General features: G+C 33.8%; 12 protein-coding genes and 1 pseudogene. 7 read left to right on the top strand and 6 right to left on the bottom strand.

The features are described 5' to 3' along the window. Positions 1-267: 267 nt before the first annotated feature. Positions 268-1,773 (bottom strand): rhamnogalacturonan acetylesterase, encoded by a 1,506-nt coding sequence (locus tag ACQKCJ_RS16950; RefSeq protein ID WP_427402513.1) that lies wholly within the window; start codon positions 1,771-1,773, stop codon positions 268-270. A 481-nt stretch (positions 1,774-2,254) separates the two neighbouring features. On the opposite strand from ACQKCJ_RS16950, the gene ACQKCJ_RS16945 reads away from it, so the two are divergent. The 5 genes from ACQKCJ_RS16945 (at position 2,255) to ACQKCJ_RS16925 (ending at position 11,462) form a co-directional block, all read left to right on the top strand. After that, on the top strand, positions 2,255-5,668 hold the full coding sequence (locus tag ACQKCJ_RS16945) for a DUF4450 domain-containing protein (RefSeq protein WP_427402512.1): 3,414 nt from the start codon (positions 2,255-2,257) through the stop codon (positions 5,666-5,668). A gap of 146 nt (positions 5,669-5,814) precedes the next feature. Continuing rightward, positions 5,815-7,947: a hypothetical protein gene (locus ACQKCJ_RS16940; RefSeq protein WP_427402511.1), complete on the top strand. Its 2,133-nt coding sequence runs from the start codon at positions 5,815-5,817 to the stop codon at positions 7,945-7,947. A gap of 275 nt (positions 7,948-8,222) precedes the next feature. After that, on the top strand, positions 8,223-10,076 hold the full coding sequence (locus tag ACQKCJ_RS16935; RefSeq protein ID WP_427402510.1) for a rhamnogalacturonan lyase: 1,854 nt from the start codon (positions 8,223-8,225) through the stop codon (positions 10,074-10,076). 210 nt (positions 10,077-10,286) lie between these two features. Then, positions 10,287-10,517 carry a hypothetical protein gene (locus ACQKCJ_RS16930; RefSeq protein ID WP_427402509.1) on the top strand — a complete coding sequence of 77 codons (231 nt, stop codon included), beginning with the start codon at positions 10,287-10,289 and terminating at the stop codon, positions 10,515-10,517. A 246-nt stretch (positions 10,518-10,763) separates the two neighbouring features. Further along, complete coding sequence (locus ACQKCJ_RS16925) at positions 10,764-11,462, top strand: hypothetical protein (protein ID WP_427402508.1); 699 nt, start codon at positions 10,764-10,766, stop codon at positions 11,460-11,462. Positions 11,463-11,645: 183 nt separating this feature from the next. Here ACQKCJ_RS16925 and ACQKCJ_RS16920 read toward each other — a convergent pair whose 3' ends face one another. From ACQKCJ_RS16920 to ACQKCJ_RS16900, 5 genes are all read right to left on the bottom strand, one after another. Continuing rightward, positions 11,646-11,843: a HepT-like ribonuclease domain-containing protein gene (locus ACQKCJ_RS16920; RefSeq protein ID WP_427402515.1), complete on the bottom strand. Its 198-nt coding sequence runs from the start codon at positions 11,841-11,843 to the stop codon at positions 11,646-11,648. Positions 11,844-11,874: 31 nt separating this feature from the next. After that, entirely contained in the window at positions 11,875-12,174 is a 300-nt protein-coding gene (locus ACQKCJ_RS16915; protein WP_427402507.1) for a nucleotidyltransferase family protein, read from the bottom strand. 115 nt (positions 12,175-12,289) lie between these two features. After that, positions 12,290-12,583, bottom strand: coding sequence for a DUF6922 domain-containing protein (locus ACQKCJ_RS16910; RefSeq protein ID WP_427402506.1), 294 nt, complete (start codon positions 12,581-12,583; stop codon positions 12,290-12,292). Positions 12,584-13,094: 511 nt separating this feature from the next. Continuing rightward, positions 13,095-14,138: a tetratricopeptide repeat protein gene (locus ACQKCJ_RS16905; protein WP_427402505.1), complete on the bottom strand. Its 1,044-nt coding sequence runs from the start codon at positions 14,136-14,138 to the stop codon at positions 13,095-13,097. A 95-nt stretch (positions 14,139-14,233) separates the two neighbouring features. Continuing rightward, the gene (locus ACQKCJ_RS16900; RefSeq protein WP_427402504.1) at positions 14,234-14,932 is read right to left on the bottom strand and encodes an IS1 family transposase; all 699 of its coding nucleotides are present in this window, start codon (positions 14,930-14,932) and stop codon (positions 14,234-14,236) included. 565 nt (positions 14,933-15,497) lie between these two features. Here ACQKCJ_RS16900 and ACQKCJ_RS16895 point away from each other — a divergent pair. Both ACQKCJ_RS16895 and ACQKCJ_RS16890 read left to right on the top strand, forming a co-directional pair. Next, complete coding sequence (locus ACQKCJ_RS16895) at positions 15,498-19,313, top strand: T9SS type B sorting domain-containing protein (RefSeq protein ID WP_427402503.1); 3,816 nt, start codon at positions 15,498-15,500, stop codon at positions 19,311-19,313. A gap of 655 nt (positions 19,314-19,968) precedes the next feature. Continuing rightward, positions 19,969-20,269, top strand: a pseudogene (locus tag ACQKCJ_RS16890) (RHS repeat domain-containing protein); the annotation flags it as partial.

Here is a 20,269-nt window from a genome sequence, read left to right as displayed (position 1 = left end):
GTATCGTAAATTAAGAACCGCCTTGGTACGGATCCGTATGCCGGGTGGTGTGGAAGGTCGCCTAGGGAATTAATCCCTAGGCTCCTATCCGATTATGTCTAGCCTGAAAAAGTTGACTTTAATTTAGTCGATAAGTTTTGTAATTTAGTTGTTTTAATTAATTCAAGTTAATATTACTATGTTTAGACTTTGCTTCAGATCCCGATATGTCGGGACAGGATTAAGAGACAAATCATGAACGAAAAGGCTTAACTGAATTAATTGCGATTATTTTGGTAATTCAATATAATCTTTAAGACTGCATTCTTTTAGTTTTTTAATACTTTCTGCAACAGTTAACGCATTCAGGTTCGCACCTTCTAAACCGGTATGAGTGTGATCTTTTGGGAAAAAAGCTTTTACTTTATCTTTTCCTAAAACCTCATATTTAAGCGCAACAATCTCATTTAAGTCAATGTAATATACATTTTCTTTGTCCGCGACTTCCTTCGACCATTTTCCGTAAGAATCATTTCTGCGTTCTACTTTATCGTTTGGCCATTCATTTCTTGGTGTCTGACTCAAAACAATCGGAATCGCTCCTTTTTCTTTCGCCTCATGAATAAACTTTGTCATATACCAACCAAAAGTATGTACGATTTCTTTTGAGCCATCAGCAAGAATTACTTCCTGTGCTTCAATTCCGGTACCTTTTAGAGAACCCCTGAATTTCTCTTTGTCAACAGCCCCGGCATCATTATGCCCAAACTCAATCAGGATAAAATTTCCGGGTTGCAATTGGTTTTTTACTTCCTCCCAAAGACCTTCATGATCAAAAGTTCTGGAACTTCGGCCGCCTCTGGCTTTATTAATGACCTCAATTCTTATGGTATCGCAGTATGCAGGGAAGGAAACACCCCAACCTACAGCATTTTGGTCATTATTATTTGCCATTGTAGAATCGCCAATTAAGTACACTTTTTTCTTGGCAGGAAGTATAATTTTTGCATCTTTTAGAATATAATTCTTTAAAGAATTTTTACTCTCTTTTAGTTGATTGATAATTACTGAAGCCGAAAGTACGGCGCCTTTTGCTGATGTATGCGTGTGATCTTTTTTATAGAAATAAGTTCCGGTAATGTTATTTTCGCCCAACTTTTCCATTTCAATGGCCATTTTATCATTCAGATCGATAAAAGTTACCTTTTCATTATCAGCAATTTGTTTTGCCCATAATCCATAGGATTGGTTGTTACGGGGTACTTTACCATCCTTCCAGTCGTTTCTGGGAATCGGAGAACAAACAATCGGAATCGCTCCCTTTGATTTTGCTTCGCGAACAACTTTCTGAATATACCAGCCGTAACTGTGTACCGTTTCATGTTTTTTGGTCAGGATATTATCGATTTCCTGAGATTCCTTTCCAATACCTTTAATTGTTCCGCGTGCGCGAAGGCTATCATTTAAAGGGCCATCATCATTATGCCCAAACTGAATCACAACATAATCACCTTTTTTAAGTTTATTCAAAACAGCATCCCATAATCCTTTATCCTGAAAAGTACGGCTGCTTGTACCTCCCAAAGCATGATTTTCGATAGTTACCCTTGTAGTATCTAAAAATTGACCAATAAAATCTCCCCAACCCCAAAGTCCGCCCGAGCCATCGCCTTTACCATTTTTTACAGTCGAATCACCCACCATAAAAACAGTTGGTTTAGGATCTTGTTCTAATGTGAAGTTGAAAAAAAGAATACCTAATAAAAGGATTAAAAGAAATTTAATTGATTTCATGTATATGATATTTATTTAAAAAGTAAACCCGTCTGGAATGTTCGGTAGAGCATTTCATTTCAAAAGTGTCTTCTGTCAGGCTGAGCGGAGTCGAAGCCCTTTCCGTATGAAACGAACCTTCGACTTTGCTCAGGACGACACTGGATGTAATAAGAACGCTTTGTCAGGATGAGCGGAGTCGAAGCCATTTTCAGGAAAACCTGAAACCAGAAACAACAAAACCTTATATTCCCGTTCCCTTTTTTTAAAACATAGTTAATTTGATGTTATTTCAAAACTATGAGTTCTGTTTTTGTATAGTATCCTGTACTATGATGTTAAAATATTGAATATTGTAAATTTTTATATTGTAAAAATCAGGTAGGTACAGGATACTATACCACTAAAAAACAAAGAAATTGCATCTGCATTACAGAATTAATAAAATTAGACCGGAATAATTTTGTTATTCGAATTTAGGAATAATTCATTTTATAGTTTTATGAAAATTAAAAAGTACTCTATTCAAACTTTGGGCCTCTTATTCTTTTTTTGTTCTGTGGTATCTTTTGGGCAGGAAAATAAAGCGCCTCGTAAAATACATTATACACCTGAAGGAAATAGTTTTGTTCTAAAAAATGGAACCCGAAAATTCAATCGGGCCTTATACGGTTCGAATACAGGATTTAGGATTGAAACTGGTGATTTGCCTGAATTTGCCATGTATATGCCGGGCATGGGAGGTAATTTTAAGCTAGGCTTAATAAACGGAAAAGAAAGCAAATGGATAACTGAAGCTGCTAAAATTGATACGCGTTATATTTTAGGTACAATGCAGTATACGATTGAAGATGCAATTTTAGGAAACGGAAAGTTGTTTATAGAAGTTGTGGCATTAAAAGAAAGTGAAGGTTTCATTGTAAAAGCATATGGCGAAAATATTTCTAAAAATACCAATATCCTATGGGCTTTCGGAGGTGCAACGGGAAAAAAGTTCAGTCGTGACGGAGATATAGGCGCTGATCCCGAATCGGTTTTTTATTTGCAGCCGGAATATTGCATTAATAATAAATACACCATAAATAAACAATCCTTTTTGTTGGAGTATGGCTCTGAAAGTAACAAACAGAAAACCGGAAATAATAAAAAGGTTATCGGATTCTTTCCGGAATCACTTGTCCATTTAGCCAATGCAAAAATGCAAACGAAGCCATTAGAACTTTTTGATTCGAATTTGGAAACATTGACACTTATTACAGGGAAAGTAAAATCGATTTCTCAAAACGGAGATTATTGGTTGTTTCTCACAGAAGATTCCAAAACAAATTACAATCAAAAAAGCATAGCACAACTTTATATAAAATCAATTGAGCAAACAAAAATTTTAGCGAATAGAGTTAAGGTTACGACTCCTGATCCTTATATCAATACTTTAGGATCTGCACTTTCAATCGCAGCTGACGCAATTTGGGAAAGTCCTGCTTATCTTCATGGAGCTATTGCCTGGAGAATGTATTTAAATGCCTGGCGAGGTGCTTATACAGCTGATCCTTTGGGTTGGCACGATCGGGCAAAAACACATTTTACAAGTTATAGTAATTCGCAGGTTACAAGCCCTGAAAGCGGCCCGATTGTACTGGATGAAGAAAGAAATCTGGCACGTCAGAAAGAAGAAATAGGAACTTCGATGTTCAGCAGCGGATATATCAGTAGAAGTCCGAATAAAAATAATGTTGCCCATCATTATGACATGAATTTGGTTTTTATAGATCAAATGCTACGGCATTTTAAATGGACGGGTGATACTTCTTTTATAAAAGAAATGTGGCCAACAATCCAACGGCATTTAAATTGGGAAAAAAGAAATTTTGACACTGATGGCGACGGATTATACGATGCGTATGCATCGATTTGGGCAAGCGATGCTTTGCAATACAGCGGTGGCGGTGTGATTCATTCCTCAGCCTATAATTATTATGCCAATAAAACCGTAGCACAGATTGCAAAGAAAATTCAGGAAGATGATAATGCATTTACAAAAGAAGCGGACAAAATTCTAAAAGCCACAAACAGCCAGCTTTGGATTGCTGATAAAGGGATTTTTGCAGAATATAAAGATGCATTAGGTAACAGGTTATTGCACGATTCTCCCGGAGTCTGGAGTATTTATCATACGATAGATTCAGAATTATCAAATCCTTTTGAGAGTTATCAAATGTTAGATTATGTCAACAATCATATTCCGCATATACCAATTTCGGCTGAAGGATTAGATAAAAAAGATCTTTATGTAATTAGTACAACCAATTGGCAGCCTTATACGTGGTCGACAAATAATGTAGCCTTAGCAGAACAATTGCATACTTCACTGGCATTCTGGCAAGGCGGACAATCTGAAAAAGCCTTTAAAATGTGGGAAAGTGCTTTGGTCGAAAGTATGTATTTAGGCGCTTCGCCCGGAGGTTTCGAGCAATTGATGCATCAGGATGCCATGCGGGGCGAATTGTACAGGGATTTTGCTGATCCCATTGGCGTGGCTTCACGAACCTTAGTAGAAGGACTTTTTGGAATTCAGCCCGATGCGTTGATGGGAGTTCTAACGATCCAGCCCGGTTTTCCCGAAAAATGGAATCAGGCTTCTCTGGAAATTCCGGATATTACAATCGATTTTAAAAGAGAAAACAAAGAAGAAAAATACAGTATCAAAAATAAGTTTTCGGCTAAAATGAAATTGAAACTAGTTTTAAAATCGTCATTTGATGCTGTAGAAAGTATTGTTGTTAATGGAAAACCAGTTTCATGGAACCTTGTTCCGGAAAGCATTGTAAATCCAAAAATAAGTATCGAAATCCCATACAATGCTGTTTATGATATTAGAGTTAAATTGAAAGGAGAGATTTTGGAAGAAGTTAAAGCGAAAGAAATTTATGCATTAAATGAAATTGTAGATTTGAAAACTTCTAAAGCCAAAATAATGTCAGTTTATGACCCGCAATTAGTTTTAAGTGAAATTTCAAAAGCAGATCATTCGCTAAGGGCAAAAGTGAATTCAGTTGGAAATAAACTCTTTTTTATAGAATTAAAGCAAGGCGAATTATCGTGGTGGAAACCCATTGAAATAAATGTGAAATCTGAAACCCAATCTAGTGAAATAGCTACCAATTGGGATGTTCCGTTAGACAAATCAAAAAGGGCAGAAACAATTTCACTTGCATCATTTTTTAATTCAAAAGTGACTGATATTTTCAATTATGAATATCTGTCGCCAAGACCAAAAACGGTGACATTACAACTCCCAAAACAAGGGATTGGAAATTGGTGTTATCCAAATATTTCAGTAAAAATAGATGATAGAGGATTACGTGAAAAAGCAAAAGTAAACAATCAGATTACGATGCCAAACGGAATTCCGTTTCAAACACCTTCTGATGAAACTCAGAAAAATATCATCTTCACATCGATGTGGGATAATTTTCCGGAAAGCATCAATATTGCGTTAAACGGAAAAGCGTCACACGCTTATTTTATGCTCGCAGGAACAACAAACCCAATGCAAAGCCGAATCGTAAACGGAGAAATTACAGTAAACTATACTGATGGAACATCGAAAACTTTATCTCTGAAAAATCCCGAAAATTGGTGGCCAATCGAACAGGATTATTTTATCGATGGTTTGGCTTTTACGACTGATGCTCCAAGACCTCCCAGAATTTACTTTAAATCGGGAGAAATTTCAAGGGATTTTGCAGCTTTCAAAACCATTAAAGGATTCACAAGTTACGGAGTTGATGGTGGCGCAGGAACTATTTTAGATCTGCCATTAGATAAAAATAAAACATTAAAAAGCCTGACTTTAAGAACTGTTGCCAATGATGTTGTAATTGGCTTGATGAGTTTGACATTAGTGAGGGAATGATTTAATGATTTAATGATAATGAGAGTCAATTAGAAAATGAGTCAATGAGAAAATGTGAAACTCGGTGTCAAACTTTGTCAAATTTTAAACTTTGACAAAGTTATAGCAAACCTGAAACCTGAAACCTGAAACTAAATTTAATCAAAATGAAAAACTATCAATTAATTACAGCATTTCTCTTTTCGATATCAATTTCGCTTTCAGCGCAAAAGATTGATCGAAAAGCATTAGTAAATCGGCATAATGTTCAAATTACAGCTATAGACACTTTGGCTTCGCTGACTGTAGGAAACGGCGCTTTTGCTTTTACGGTTGATGCTACAGGATTGCAGACTTTTCCTAAAAAATATGAAAACGGAATTCCGTTAGGAACTCAGTCAGAATGGGGATGGGACAGTTATAAAAACACCAATAATTATAAATTCTCAGAAACGCTAAGAGATTACAAACAGTATGGAAGAGATATTTCATATACTGTTCAAATAAAAGAACCAAAGCGAAAAGTCGAAGCAGTAAATTGGTTTCGTCAGAATCCGCATTTATTGCAATTAGGGAACCTAGGTTTTGAAATCACAAAGAAAGACGGAACTATTGCAAAACCTGAGGACATCAAAGCGATTGCTCAAAAGTTAAATCTCTGGACAGGAGAAATTGAAAGTTATTTTGAAGTAGAAGGAATTCCTGTTACAGTTTTGACGGTTTCGCATCAGGAAAAAGATGCAATTGGTGTAAAAGTCAAATCAGATTTATTGGTACAAAAGCGTTTGAAGATCGGTTTAAGAATTCCGTTTCCAACAGGAGATTGGGCAGATATGGGAACAAAGTGGGAAGGGAAACAAGACTATAAAAGTACATTACTGGAAAAGTCAAAAACAGAGGCTGTTATAACACATGTTATGGACAGTATTTCATACAACGTCAATTTAAGCTGGAAGGGAAATGCGCAGATTAAAAAGACTTCTGATCATTATTTTGTAGTCGAAGCATCCAGTACAAACACATTAGAATTAAGCTGTCTTTTTGCTTTAGCAGATAAAAAGTCAGCAGGAAATTCTTCTTTTACAGATATTCAAAATAGCAGTATAAAAGGCTGGGAGCAATTCTGGAAAAGTGGTGCCGCAGTAGATTTTTCAGGAAGTACTGATCCCCGTGCAAAAGAATTAGAGCGAAGAGTTATCCTGTCGCAATATCTTACCAAAGTGCAATGTACGGGAAAAGTTCCGCCGCAAGAAACAGGTTTAACCTATAACAGTTGGTACGGAAAACCGCATCTGGAAATGCATTGGTGGCACGGTGTTCATTTTGCCCTTTGGAACCGACCTGAATTATTAGAAAAAAGCCTTCCGTGGTATCAGAAAGTTTTTGATAAAGCTAAAAATATAGCCAAAAGACAAGGTTTTGAAGGCGCAAGGTGGCAAAAAATGGTAGATCCAGACGGGAATGAAAGTCCGTCTTCCGTGGGTTCTTTTTTGATTTGGCAGCAACCGCATTTTATCACTTATGCTGAGTTAATCTATCGTGCAAAACCAACAACAGCTACTTTAAATTTATATAGTGAGCGTGTTTTTGAAACTGCTAATTTCATGGCTTCGTTTGCGAATTACGATGCAAAAAATGATCGTTATGTTTTAGGACCGGGAGTAATTCCGGCGCAGGAACGTTTTAAAGCGATGGAAACTTTCAATCCTACCTATGAATTAGCATATTGGAACTGGGCGCTGAAAACAGCAATCGCCTGGAAGAAAAAATTAAATCAAGAAGTACCTGAAAAGTGGGAAAGAGTCCTGGTAAAACTTGCTCCGTTGCCAATTGCAGATCAGGTTTATCTGGCAACAGAAAGCGCAAAGGATTCTTATACTAATCCGGAATTCAAAACAGATCATCCATCGGTTTTGGGAACTTTTGGAATGCTTCCTGAAACTTCGCTTTTAGATAAAAAGATCATGAAAAACACTTTTGATCTGGTTTGGAAAACATGGTCCTGGGATAAAACCTGGGGATGGGATTTCCCGATGACAGCAATGTCTGCAGCACGTTTGCAGATGCCAGAAAAAGCGATTGATGCCTTGTTTATGAATATAACAACAAATACGTATTTGAAAAACGGACATAATTATCAGTCAGAAAGATTAACGCTTTATCTTCCAGGAAATGGAGGATTGTTAAGTGCCGTTGCGATGATGTGTGCCGGTTGGGATGGAATTACAGAGCAAAATCCGGGTTTCCCAAAAGATGGAACCTGGAGAGTACAAAGTGAAGGATTTAAAAAGATGTTTTGATTTTTTAAAGGTTCTAAGTTACTAAGATTCTGAGTTGCTAAGTTTTTAGTTTTGTCATTTCGGAAAGAGAGATCACAATCGTAACTCGACAAATTTTGGTAAGATTCTGTACGGAATTTCTTGTGTGATTTCTTATTCTTGGAAATGAACAATTCAGTATTAAAATATAAAACTTTGTGACTTCGAGACTTTTCACGAGATTAAAAAAATCAGTTTAAATCAGCCAAAACCCGTATAATCCGTGTGCCATGACAATCCATTAAAAAACAATAACTATGAAAAATAAAATTTTACTATTATTTCTCTTATCAACTTTACATTCATTCGCTCAAAGGCAAATGGAAACCTTAGACAGGGGGGTAATAGCCATAAAAGACAAAGGACAGTTTTTTATTGGTTGGCGGGTTTTAGGAACAGATCCTGATGATCTGGCGTTTAATTTATATCGAAAAAGCGGTACTAAAAAAGCAGTTAAATTAAACGATAAACCTATTTTGGGAGCGACCAATTTTGTAGATACCAAGGCCAATAGTCAGGAAGAGAATACCTGGTTTGTAAAAAAAGTTTTAAAGGGCAAAGAAACCGATGAAAAAGGAAGTTTTACAATTCCTGCACAAAGTCACGATAAAGATTATCTGGCGATACAACTAAAACCAGTTGAAGGATATATCCCAAATGATCTTTCGGTGGGTGATTTAGACGGAGACGGACGATATGATCTGATTGTTCATATGACCGGAAAGGCACACGATAACTCGCATACAGGAATCACGGATCCTCCCATATTTCAGGCGTATACCTTAGATGGAAAATTTTTATGGCAGATTAATCTAGGAAAAAATATTCGTGAAGGAGCACATTATACCCAGTTTATGGTCTATGATTTAGATGGTGACGGTATTTCGGAATTTGTATGTAAAACGGCTGACGGAACGACGGATAGCCAGAATAATGTAGTGGGAGATGCCTCGAAAGACTGGGTAGAACGAGATCCAAATTCTCCGGTTTTTGGTAAAATTTTAAAAGGACCGGAATATCTTTCAGTTTTTAACGGAAGAACCGGAAAACTAATTACTACTACTGATTATATTCCTGAACGTGGTGATCTTGCAGGTTGGGGCGGACACGGCGGCAGCGGCGGAAATGATACCAAAGGCAACAGGATTGATCGTTTTACAGCTTGTATTGCATATTTAGATGGCGCTCATCCAAGTGTTGTCATGTGCAGAGGGTATTACGGAAGAACGGTTTTGGCTGCATGGGATTTTAAAAATGGCAAACTCACTTCGAGATGGATTTTTGATAGTAAAGACGCCGAAAATCCGTACTCAGGAATGGGAAATCATGGACTTACAGTTGCTGATGTTGATAATGACGGAAAAGACGAAATTATCTACGGATCGATGTGCGTCGATGATGACGGAAAAGGATTGTATACAACAGGTTTCAGACACGGAGATGCATTGCATGTTTCAGATCTTGATCTTGATGTTCCGGGTTTGGAAGTCTTTGGAATCCATGAAATAGAAAACGGAACAAAAGGTCCGGGTGTAACATTATTTTCTGCTGCCGATGGAAAAGTTTTGTTTACCGGTTCACTTAATGAAGATGTTGGTCGTGGTGTTGCAGATAATATAGATCCAACCAGAAAAGGAGCACAATGCTGGTGGTCAGGATCGACTTATTTGCACGATATGAAAGGCAACGAAATAGGAAAAGCCCCAACTTCGAATAATTTTTTAATTTATTGGGATGGAGATTCTTCGAGAGAACTCCTGAATTCTAATTATATCGATAAATATAATGTTGGCAGATTGTTTACCGCAACCGGAGCAGCATCTAATAATGGCACAAAATCAACGCCGGCACTTTCTGCAGATATTCTGGGAGACTGGCGCGAAGAATTAATTTTAAGATCGGAGGATAATACTGAATTAAGGATTTATTCGACTACAATCCCTACAGAAATCAGGCAATATACGCTGATGCATGATCCGCAGTATAGATTAAGTGTTGCATGGCAGAATGTGGGGTATAATCAACCGCCACATACTGGTTTTTATATGGGTGCAGGAATGAAACCTGCTCCAAAACCTAATATTGTGTTGGTTGCCTTACCTGTTAATTAAACCGAGAAGTTGTTTATTATGGACTTTTTTATGAGGTTTGATTAAAGTTAAAATATAATTTTAATAAGATTGATTGTAATAAAATTTGAATATATTTGAAAAAAATGTTAAATAAGTTGTACTTGTTTCCTCTTTTTGGAAGTTTTCTAAAGCTATTTTGTATTTAAATAAACTCTAAATAAAAGAAAAATTACTGAACAATCGAAAATTATGACATACACTAAAAAGTTTTTCTTTACCGTAATTACTGCTTTTTGCTTCTGTAATTTGGCTACAGCCAAAGCAAAAATTCCATTTGGGAAAATAGATAAAATAGAAGTCGTGTCAGATTTGCCGGACACTGAAGAATACCTTTCAAAAGAAGAATCAAATGTACATTTAGATCTTGGCAGATTACATCAGGAATTTAATATAGCATGGATACCTGTGTGGATTACATAGCAGCCAAAACTGGTCTTATTTAAAAAAGACTCAGACAGATATTATGAACTGTCTAATGAACAGCTTGAAAAAGTAATTGCAGACAATAAATTAAACAAAGAAGAACTGTTTAAACTTGGATTTTATACGCAATACGGCGGAAAAATAATCCTGTTTTTAGTTTTATGTTTAATGATTTATGGCCTTTTGGGTAAAGACAAAAAGAAAGATGTAAAACCAATAAACCTTTAAATAATAATAAAAACTATGAATCCATTATTTTTCATTCCCATTGTATTAGTAATTGCAGGTATCATTTTTATGGTATATATGAACAAAAAGCATCAATCTGCAAAAGCCGAAATTGACTTAGATTTAGAAAGAACAAAATATGATCTTTATAAGGAGCAAGTTTTAAAAGATGATTTCCCACAATTGAAACAATGGATGAAAGGCAAATCAGTAGACGCGTATACCTCTGCATCTGTTCCTCAGTCTAAAGGAAACAAAGTTCAGGAAATTGTAACTGACGGAATAAAAAATGTAGCATTATCTGCTGTAGGATTAAAACTTCAACGAATCGAAACCAAATGTTTTTGGGTTTTGAGCGGTAACGATCTATATTTTTTCAGTACTGATTCTGTTGGAGAATTAGAGGAACATATTGTTTTTGATAATTTCCGAATTGAAGAAGCAAAACTTGAATACGGAGGGATTTTAAAATCACAATTAGGATTATATTCAAAAGCTTCTGAAGAATATTTGCCAAAAACACATATTATCACATTCAATATAGATGGTAATCCCCTGTCAATTGAAATTCACGACAGATTACACTACGTTCCGGACCCGACAGACATCTTAAATTTAAATAAGCAATTATTAACAAGAGCAAAATATCAGGTAGTAGGAGAAAATTTTGTAAAAGAATTGCAAAAGAAGTTTTCAAATCTGCTGGTAGCATAAAAGTTTATGAACTTATTTTCAAAGATTTTTAATGCGTTTAAAAGCATAAGATTAAACGATAAAAATGCAGTAAAGGGTGAGCAATTAGACTATTTGTTAATTAGTTCAATGTATGCTGAGCAGCAATCAGCGTATCTTAATTCTTATGAAACCGGTCTTGGCAAATCGACGCTAAAAACGATTTTAGAAGATTATTGGAATGTATTCGATAAGAATGACGCAATGGAAATACTGTTGGATTTGCAAAATAGTTCGGTTAATTGCTTGACCAATAATTTCAAGATTTCTTTCAACAGCTCTTTTGAGCATTGTGTTATTTTTATATTTAAAAAAATCTTTTTCTTCGTTATGGAAGAATTCATTTATTTCATCAATGGACATTTTTATATCAAATAACCATTTGAGAATTCTTTCATCCATAAATTAGTTCTTTTGAATTGTCAATTGATTTAATCAAGACTGAATTTTTTAAAGTCTGTTCTTCCAGCAAATCTACCTCACGACCAAACAAAGATTCGAGTTTTTCTTTGAAATTTATATAATTGTCAAAATTGAGTGATAGTTCAATTGGTTTGAATTTAACTAGTAAATCGACATCACTTTTGTCATTAAAATTAGAATTTACTGCACAACCAAATAGATACATTTTCTCCACATTGTATATTGTGCAAAGCTTTTTTAAGTTATCTATATTCTTGTCAATTATTCCCATATCACAATTTAGGCAAAATCTTTTATACTCTGGATATGCTCTGGTTCCTTTCTTTTGAAAAAATCCTTAAATTGTTTAATATTTCGGGAGATACAGCATTCATTTATCAAAAATATTATATTGGCAGGACAAAACGCTGAAAAGGCTTCACGTGATATCGATTAGCAACCCTCAGACATACTTTATTACTTATATTTTCTTTTGTCTGTTTTAGATATTTTACAATATCAGAAGAAGAATATAGTCTTTCCAGAAGCTGAATATCTGCTTCAAAAGTTTCGGTAGTAGTAGCATACAGAGCCCTTGGAATTATAATAGCTTTATCATTGTCAACATCAAGCTTATTATAATCCATATCCCAAAATAAATATTTAGGAAACAAGTCTACTATTTTGACTTTTGGTTTCATTACACAAATATACAACGATTGTATTATATTTAATATGCTCTTTGTTTCTTCTTATTTTTAACACTTTAAAAATCAGCGTCATTAAACATTATAGGTAAGAGCAACATTCTAAGAATTCTTGAACTTTCTGTTCCTCTTTATCTAACTGTATTATAAGTATATTCACTTATCATTTTTTGGAAATCTGAAAATTATCAATTAATCATTTTCCCCTTTCAATATTTTTAAATCATTCACAAAACGGTTCGAGAATTGTCCCGTTAGGCTACTAAGACAAAGCTTCAGAGAAATCTGGAGCTTTTTATGCATTATTTTTTCCGTCTGTCATCCTGAGCGAAGTCGAAGGAACGCAACAATAATTACACCCGAAATTTATATAAAATCGTTTGTGCACGAAAAGTCAGAGAGATTTGCGCAGCTTTTCATTAGAACACTTAGGAGAGCGGGGGCTCACAAATATACCCTTAATTTTGTCTCCGTTTTTTTAGTATATATATTGAAACGGTAAAACTTAATTGCAATATTCAAGAAATAATTGTTTTGCATTTACTTGACCTAACATTGATATTTCCAACCATACTTGGCAGGCATTCTGTTTATCACCAGATTCAAAATATACTGCAGCCTTATTGTATAATGCATCTATATTTTTATGATCAAGATTATATGATTCGGTAAAATATGTAATAGCCTCTGGATATCTCTTCTCATCGTATGCTATTAATGCTTTATTAAAATAATCCGTGGATTTTCTTAGGTCTTCCATTTTTATTCCATTAATCCTTTCAAATTTAGTTAAATCTTTTGTGAAAAAGATTACTGAAATCCCCCAATATCTTTTTGTAATTTCACTTTTTAAGACAAATGGAATTTCAATAGATTCATAACCTTGAAAGTCTTTTAAGTTCCATTTTTCAAAGGAATGATCAATAATTTTTTTTACGATTCTTATTCTTGAAGAATCATTTTGTGTCGAAAATGTAACAGCTGTCTTTACTTTTTTTTGTGCTGGATAAATTTTAAAATTCCCTATCAATTCAAAGTTCGAATAATTATTTTTGAAGGCTTTATTCAAATCTATTTCAATCGTTGCATTAGTTTTTGGTGTAAAAAATTTTGACGCGGTTATATTTTTTTGATTTTTATACTCTTCTTTAAAATTGTCCAATACAACTTCTTGTTTTCTAAAATATAATCTTTTTAGCTTATCATCTGTCAAACCATCAATTTTTTCACTTAATATCAGAGAATCATTACTTACTTTTTCAATAACAAATCCTGCATATTGAGATGTTTTTATCAAATTATTAATTAAGGTAAAATCTAAACAACTTTCATTAGTTCTATGAATTGGGCTTGAATTGATACATAATTTATGTTGATCAATTCTATATTCTGCATAAACAGAATCTTCTACAAATCGACCAAAAAGATCGCTTCCATCTTTCATCTCGACTTTATCGCTTACCCAGTATCCTTGTATTGTTGAGAGTTTGATCTGCCCATAATTATTAGTGAAGAAAAATAAGGCTATGATAAAAAGAAAGTTTTTCATTTTGAAATTATACTTGTTAGATCTATTTTGATTTCCGAAAAAAATATTTTCGATTTGAAGTTCAATCTTAAAAGATAAACTTAGCATTTTATTACTCAAATCCAAAAATAAATCTTCAAAACAGCAGTAAAAACAACGAGACTTTTACTGAAGCAGATTGTTCGTCTGTTGAGCCTTTTCAGATGTGTTCTAAGTGTCAAATTCTTTCTTTCAATATGGTTTGTCCCGAACCGCTTTACCGAATGCAATTTCTCGTCAATCAGATACCTGTAGTTTTTAAGTCTGTCTGTAAATATCATTTTTGCTTCAGATAATTTTAAAGTATCCAGAACATGGCTTAATGTCTTATTGGTTCGTTTGCCAACATTAAAACTAACAACATTTTTAGAATTCTTTTCCAGAGCATAAACTAGCCAGATAAAATTTCTTTTGTGTCTGATATATGTACACAGTTCATCAACTTCATAAGTTTTTCCTTTACTGATAATTGGCTGTTCAATTTTTCGAACAATTGATACAATTCTTTTTAATAATGTTGTAGTTGAAATTTTTAATATTCGCGCCGTGCTTCTTATTCCTAATCCCTCTTTGGTTAATTGGATAATCTTTTTGTTTGTATTTGATTTATAAGCATTACTAGTGTAATACTCTACTATAGTTTTGTTACATTTTGAACATTTAAATCGAGCCTTTCCCGATGAAGTAAAACCATGTTTGATGAGTTTTCCTCCACATACATCAGAGTCTTTTTGTCCAAAACACACTTTTGATACACCAAGTTTAATATTATCCATTTTTAAACCATTATTAAACATCAAAAATAAAGGGATGAGTACAAATACCCATCCCTTTTAAAATTAATTTTATTTAATATATACTGATTATCAATATGTTTAAATTTTATAAAAGCAAAACCACACAATTGATACATTACCAAAAAAAATCGTACAATACCAGCAAACACGCTCATTAAAACCTAAAAATTTAACATATACAATAAACATAATCAAATCAAACTTTTACTTAGCATTACATTCGGCAAAGTCAAGTTTCGATTTAAAAACAATCAATTCAAGTTTAACACATAATTTTACTCCGCAATTGAGGAGCGAAAATGAATTAAGAAACTTCTCATAAAAAAGTTTTTTTTTTCTTTTTCTTAAAATACTCAATTCTCTATATTTACAAAATATATAACGTATTGCATTTTAAATTACTTTGCTGAAAAATAATTGATTTATAAAATTCATTAAGAATCTTTAATAATTAAAAATATTCTCAAAATTCAAAAGAAGGTATATTTTTTTTTGGAAATTTTATTTTTTATACCAGTACCGATTCCCCATCTTAACTAAACATATGACAAAAAAAATACTTCTTATCGCATTTATATTATTCACCTCATATAATTCCTTTGCGCAAGGCGAAGCTAACATATGGTATTTTGGTTACAAAGCGGGATTAGATTTTAATAGCGGGAGCCCGGTAGTTCTAAATAATAGCCAAATGATAACTTATGAAGGTTGTTCTACTATTTCTAATGAAAATGGAAAGTTATTATTTTATACGGACGGATATAGAGTTTGGAATAAAAATCATCAAATGATGCCTAATGGTACCGACTTGTTAGGACACTCATCCAGTACACAATCAGGAATTATAATACCTAAGCCTAATAACCCTGGTATTTACTATATTTTTACGGTACCTGAATTGGCAGGCCCAGACGGACTTAGATATTCGGAAGTAGATATGTCATTAAATGGGGGCTTAGGAGATATAACCTCAAAAAAAAACATCTTATTATACACTCCTTCTTGTGAAAAACTTACTGCTATAAAAAATGCTGCCGACAATGGGTATTGGGTTATATCCCATGGCTTTGGAGACAATCGTTTTATATCTTATGCTATAACCGAAAATGGCGTAAATCTAACTCCAATTGTTAGTAATTCGGGAAGTATTATCGATGGTGACAAATCAGGATCAATAGGTTACTTAAAAATTTCTCCTAATGGTGATAAAGTAATAAGTAGTAATAGAAATCTAAATGTTGAATTATTTGATTTTGATAATGCAACCGGTATTGTGAGTAATTCAAAAGTAATTTTCAAAAATAATTATAGAAACTATGGTGCAGAATTTTCTCCATCCGGAAATATTGCATATCTCACTACAGGAAGCGGAGACTTAGTTCAGTTGGATTTAATGGCTTCAAATATTGCCAGTACCGCAACTACTCTGCACAGTAATTACAATAACCCTAATCCAAATATCGTATCGGCACTTCAATTAGCCCCCGATGGTAAAATTTATGGAGCTCTTTTTGGAGAAAGATATATTTCTGTTATTAATAATCCGGATGTTTTAGGGTTAGGAAGTGATTTTGTAGTGCATAGGCTTTTTTTAGGAATGGATGCAACATCAATTAGCGGTTTACCGCAATTCATTCAATCTTATTTTAATGTTGGAATCAATGTTCAAAATAATTGCTTAGGAGAAAACACAACTTTTTCTTTAAGCGGCAATAAAGCAATCACTTCTGCAATATGGAATTTTGGAGACGGAACAACTTCAACAGATATAAACCCAACACACACCTATCTAACTGATGAGACTTTTAAAGTCTCGGTTACGGCTTCTGGCTCAAATGGCAGTAGTACAAAAAAAAGAGATATTGTTGTAACAAAAGTTCCTACAGCCACCCAGCCACAAGACATGCTTATTTGTGACAACAATAATGATGGTTTATATACTTTTGATTTAACAACTCAAAACACTGCTATTTTAAACGGACAAGATCCTAATTTGTGCGCTATAAACTATTACGCGAACAATATTCTCATTGCCAAACCTAATTCCTACACCAATAAAGTAGCTTATCAACAGGAAACTATTACTGCTGAAGTGTTTAAAACAGTTAACCCTACTTGCAAAAGCAGTATCTCATTTATAACCGATGTGTTTGATAGTCCATTGCCGACGGCCTCAGCAACTATCCCAGACTTAACTTACTGTGACAATACAAGTGTTGGAACTGATTTTGATGGTCGTATTACCTTCGATTTGACACAAAGAGCTACCTCTATTTTAAAAGGACAGTCAGCTTCGCAATTTTTGATTTCATATTATAAAGATGCAGGATTTAATCAACTGATTTCAACGCCATCATCTTATCAAAATACTACTGCAATTGAAACTGTTTTTGTAAAAGTAGCCAATAAAGACAATCTCAAATGTGTAGGTACAACCTCTTTTAATATAAAGGTTTTCACTTTGCCAGTGATTGCTTCAATTGTAGATTTAAAACAATGTGATGATGATACTGATGGATTTAGTGTATTCAATTTGGAAGAGGCAAATACTAAAATAACTACAAACGCATCAAACGAAACAATTAGTTTTTTTAAGACGATAGCCGATGCTCAAAACAACACCAATCCAATCCTTAATCCAACGAATTATGCCAACACAGTTGTCAGTAATGATGTGGTCTATGTTAGGGTTAGTAATAGTAACGACTGTTTTAGAATCGCTAAATTAAATCTAATTGTCTCGACAACCCAAATTCCTTCCTCTTTTTCAAAATTGTTTACACAATGTGATGATGATGCCTCTGGAAGTAATACGGATGGTATTGCAACATTTGATTTTAGTACTGTCACTAATCAGATTCAATCTATTTTTCCTTCAAGTCAACTTTTAGATATTACTTATTATAAAAATCTGAATGATGCTTTAATCGAAAAGAATAAGATTGTAGATATTGGGCATTATACGAATAATGGTTATCCAAATTCTCAAAAAATATATATCCGAGTGGATAGCAAACTTAATAATGATTGTTTAGGATTAGGAGGGTATATCACTTTAAATGTAGAACCAATTCCTATTTCAAAATCTCTCATCGAAACTCATTGTGATGACGATCAGGATGGACTATTTGCTTTTGACACCTCGACTATTGAATCCCGAATGCTAAATGGATTAGCGAATGTCACAATTTCATATTTGGATCAAAATAACAATTCATTATCAAGTCCATTACCTAATCCATTTGTAACAGCCTCGCAAACGGTAAAAGTTAAAGTAACAAATAATACTACATTTGCTTGTTCTTATGATACTACCATTACTTTTGTAGTAGACCGTTTACCGCAAGCCTTTACTGTTTCGACTTCTTTGACAACTTTTTGTGATGATGAAATTGACCCTGTCAAGCAAGATGGAAAATATCCTTTTGATACCAGCACTTTTCAAAATAGTATTCTAGGAAGTCAAATAGGAATGGAAGTTAAATATTATGATGCTAATGAAAATGCATTACCAAGCCCTCTTCCTAATCCATTTATAACTTCAACGCAGGACGTAAAAGTTGAAGTTATCAATCCAGCAAATCCAAGTTGCACTGCAACTACAATTATTCCTTTCAAAGTGAATCCAGTTCCAAACATTCAATTAACTGGAGACGAATTGGTTTGTAGTGATTTGCCAACTTTCACCAAAACAATCAATGCAGGATTAATAGATGAAGCACAAAAATCAAATTATACCTACACTTGGACATTAGATGGAGATTTAATTATTGGTGAGAATCAATATGATTTAACGGTTAATAAAAAAGGTATATATAAGGTTGAAACAATTAATCAGGATGGATGCTCCAGAACAAGAACCATTACTGTAAATGCATCTGATAAGGCAAAAGTAGAACTTAACGTTGTTGATCTATCTGAAGAAAATAGCATAACGATTATCACATCTGGAAACGGAGACTATGTCTATAGTTTAGATGACGAAAATGGGTACTATGACAGTAATAATGTTTTTACCAATGTTACAGCAGGAATACATACCGTTTTTGTAAAAGACTTGAATGGCTGTGGTATTACCCCAAAAGAAGTTGCAATCTTAGGCATTCCAAAGTTTTTCACTCCTAATCAAGACGGTTCAAATGACACTTGGAACATGAAAGGAATAAATTCTACGTTTAATGCAAATACAAATATTCAAGTTTTTGACCGCTACGGGAAGTTAATAAAAGAGATTACTCCTTCAGGTGATGGTTGGGATGGAACATATCTGGGTAAGCCGATGCCTTCTGACGACTATTGGTATTTAATAAAACTTCAGGACGGAAGAATTTTTAAGGGACATTTTGCTTTAAAGAGATAGAAAAAAAACATGTTTCTAAACCAATTTGTAAAGTTTTTGCGCAGAACAGTATCACAGATAAGACGATAATTTTATTACATCTGAAACAGAAAATATTTATACAAAGAAGAAATAACCGTCATCTTTCTTCCTTCTTAACAATATTATAGATGTGCAAGTTACCTATAAAGCTTAAAAATAGTAAAAATCAAATATCGAACTTTACTGTGAGATACATCTAAACTTAATGTATATATGAATCACTTAAATTATTCCTAAATAAACAAAACAAAGAGGCTTGAATCAAACGAATTTATTGTTTTGTAACATTTAATATTTTCAAATCATCCATAAAGTGGTTCGAAAATTGTCCCGTTAGGGCTACTACTTTAAAGTAAAAGCCTGAGAAATCTAGATTTCTCAGGCTTTTTTGTGATTCTAAAATTTTATTTAATTTTAAAAAGAACGAACACTAGGAATGTTTTCAAGGAAAATTGATTCGAATCCCGTTTAGTTCTTTTCGAGTCTGATTTTGCACCCAACGTCCCGGTACTGAAGTGGTTTTCGAACTAAATTGATCCCATTATTCGGATTTGCCAAATCTTCCAAATACAAAACCAATTTCAAACTAAGCCCAATACCCAATTGCTTGTAGCGTGTTTTTGACGCATGGGGGAATATTATTAAAGTACAAGATGGAGCGGGAAATACTCTTCAAGGTTTAATAATACTAGATAGAGGCTATACAGGACATGAGCATTTACAGAGTGTTGGAATCATTAATATGAATGGGAGAATATATGATCCTAAACTACATAGATTCTTGCAACCTGATAATTTTATACAGGATTTATCTAATACTCAAAACTATAACAGATATAGCTATGTTTTAAATAATCCTCTAAAGTATACTGATTTTACTGGTGAGTCCTGGTTTAGTGATAATTGGAAACAACTTGTCGTTATGGTTATGGTTG

The organism is Flavobacterium sp. NPDC079362 (genome assembly GCF_050267765.1).
Taxonomy (GTDB): Bacteria; Bacteroidota; Bacteroidia; order Flavobacteriales; family Flavobacteriaceae; genus Flavobacterium; species Flavobacterium azizsancarii.
Note: the sequence above shows the minus strand (reverse complement) of the source record. Positions and strands in the feature narration are given on the sequence as shown.

What these genes read in the sequence shown, in the direction of transcription:
- ACQKCJ_RS16925 (WP_427402508.1), top strand. Translation starts at nt 10,764, where the DNA reads ATGAATCCATTATTTTTCATTCCCATTGTATTAGTAATTGCAGGTATC.
- ACQKCJ_RS16910 (WP_427402506.1), bottom strand. Translation starts at nt 12,583, where the DNA reads ATGAAACCAAAAGTCAAAATAGTAGACTTGTTTCCTAAATATTTATTT.
- ACQKCJ_RS16930 (WP_427402509.1), top strand. Translation starts at nt 10,287, where the DNA reads ATGACATACACTAAAAAGTTTTTCTTTACCGTAATTACTGCTTTTTGC.
- ACQKCJ_RS16915 (WP_427402507.1), bottom strand. Translation starts at nt 12,174, where the DNA reads ATGGGAATAATTGACAAGAATATAGATAACTTAAAAAAGCTTTGCACA.
- ACQKCJ_RS16935 (WP_427402510.1), top strand. Translation starts at nt 8,223, where the DNA reads ATGAAAAATAAAATTTTACTATTATTTCTCTTATCAACTTTACATTCA.
- ACQKCJ_RS16905 (WP_427402505.1), bottom strand. Translation starts at nt 14,138, where the DNA reads ATGAAAAACTTTCTTTTTATCATAGCCTTATTTTTCTTCACTAATAAT.
- ACQKCJ_RS16945 (WP_427402512.1), top strand. Translation starts at nt 2,255, where the DNA reads ATGAAAATTAAAAAGTACTCTATTCAAACTTTGGGCCTCTTATTCTTT.
- ACQKCJ_RS16950 (WP_427402513.1), bottom strand. Translation starts at nt 1,773, where the DNA reads ATGAAATCAATTAAATTTCTTTTAATCCTTTTATTAGGTATTCTTTTT.
- ACQKCJ_RS16940 (WP_427402511.1), top strand. Translation starts at nt 5,815, where the DNA reads ATGAAAAACTATCAATTAATTACAGCATTTCTCTTTTCGATATCAATT.
- ACQKCJ_RS16920 (WP_427402515.1), bottom strand. Translation starts at nt 11,843, where the DNA reads ATGTCCATTGATGAAATAAATGAATTCTTCCATAACGAAGAAAAAGAT.
- ACQKCJ_RS16895 (WP_427402503.1), top strand. Translation starts at nt 15,498, where the DNA reads ATGACAAAAAAAATACTTCTTATCGCATTTATATTATTCACCTCATAT.
- ACQKCJ_RS16900 (WP_427402504.1), bottom strand. Translation starts at nt 14,932, where the DNA reads ATGGATAATATTAAACTTGGTGTATCAAAAGTGTGTTTTGGACAAAAA.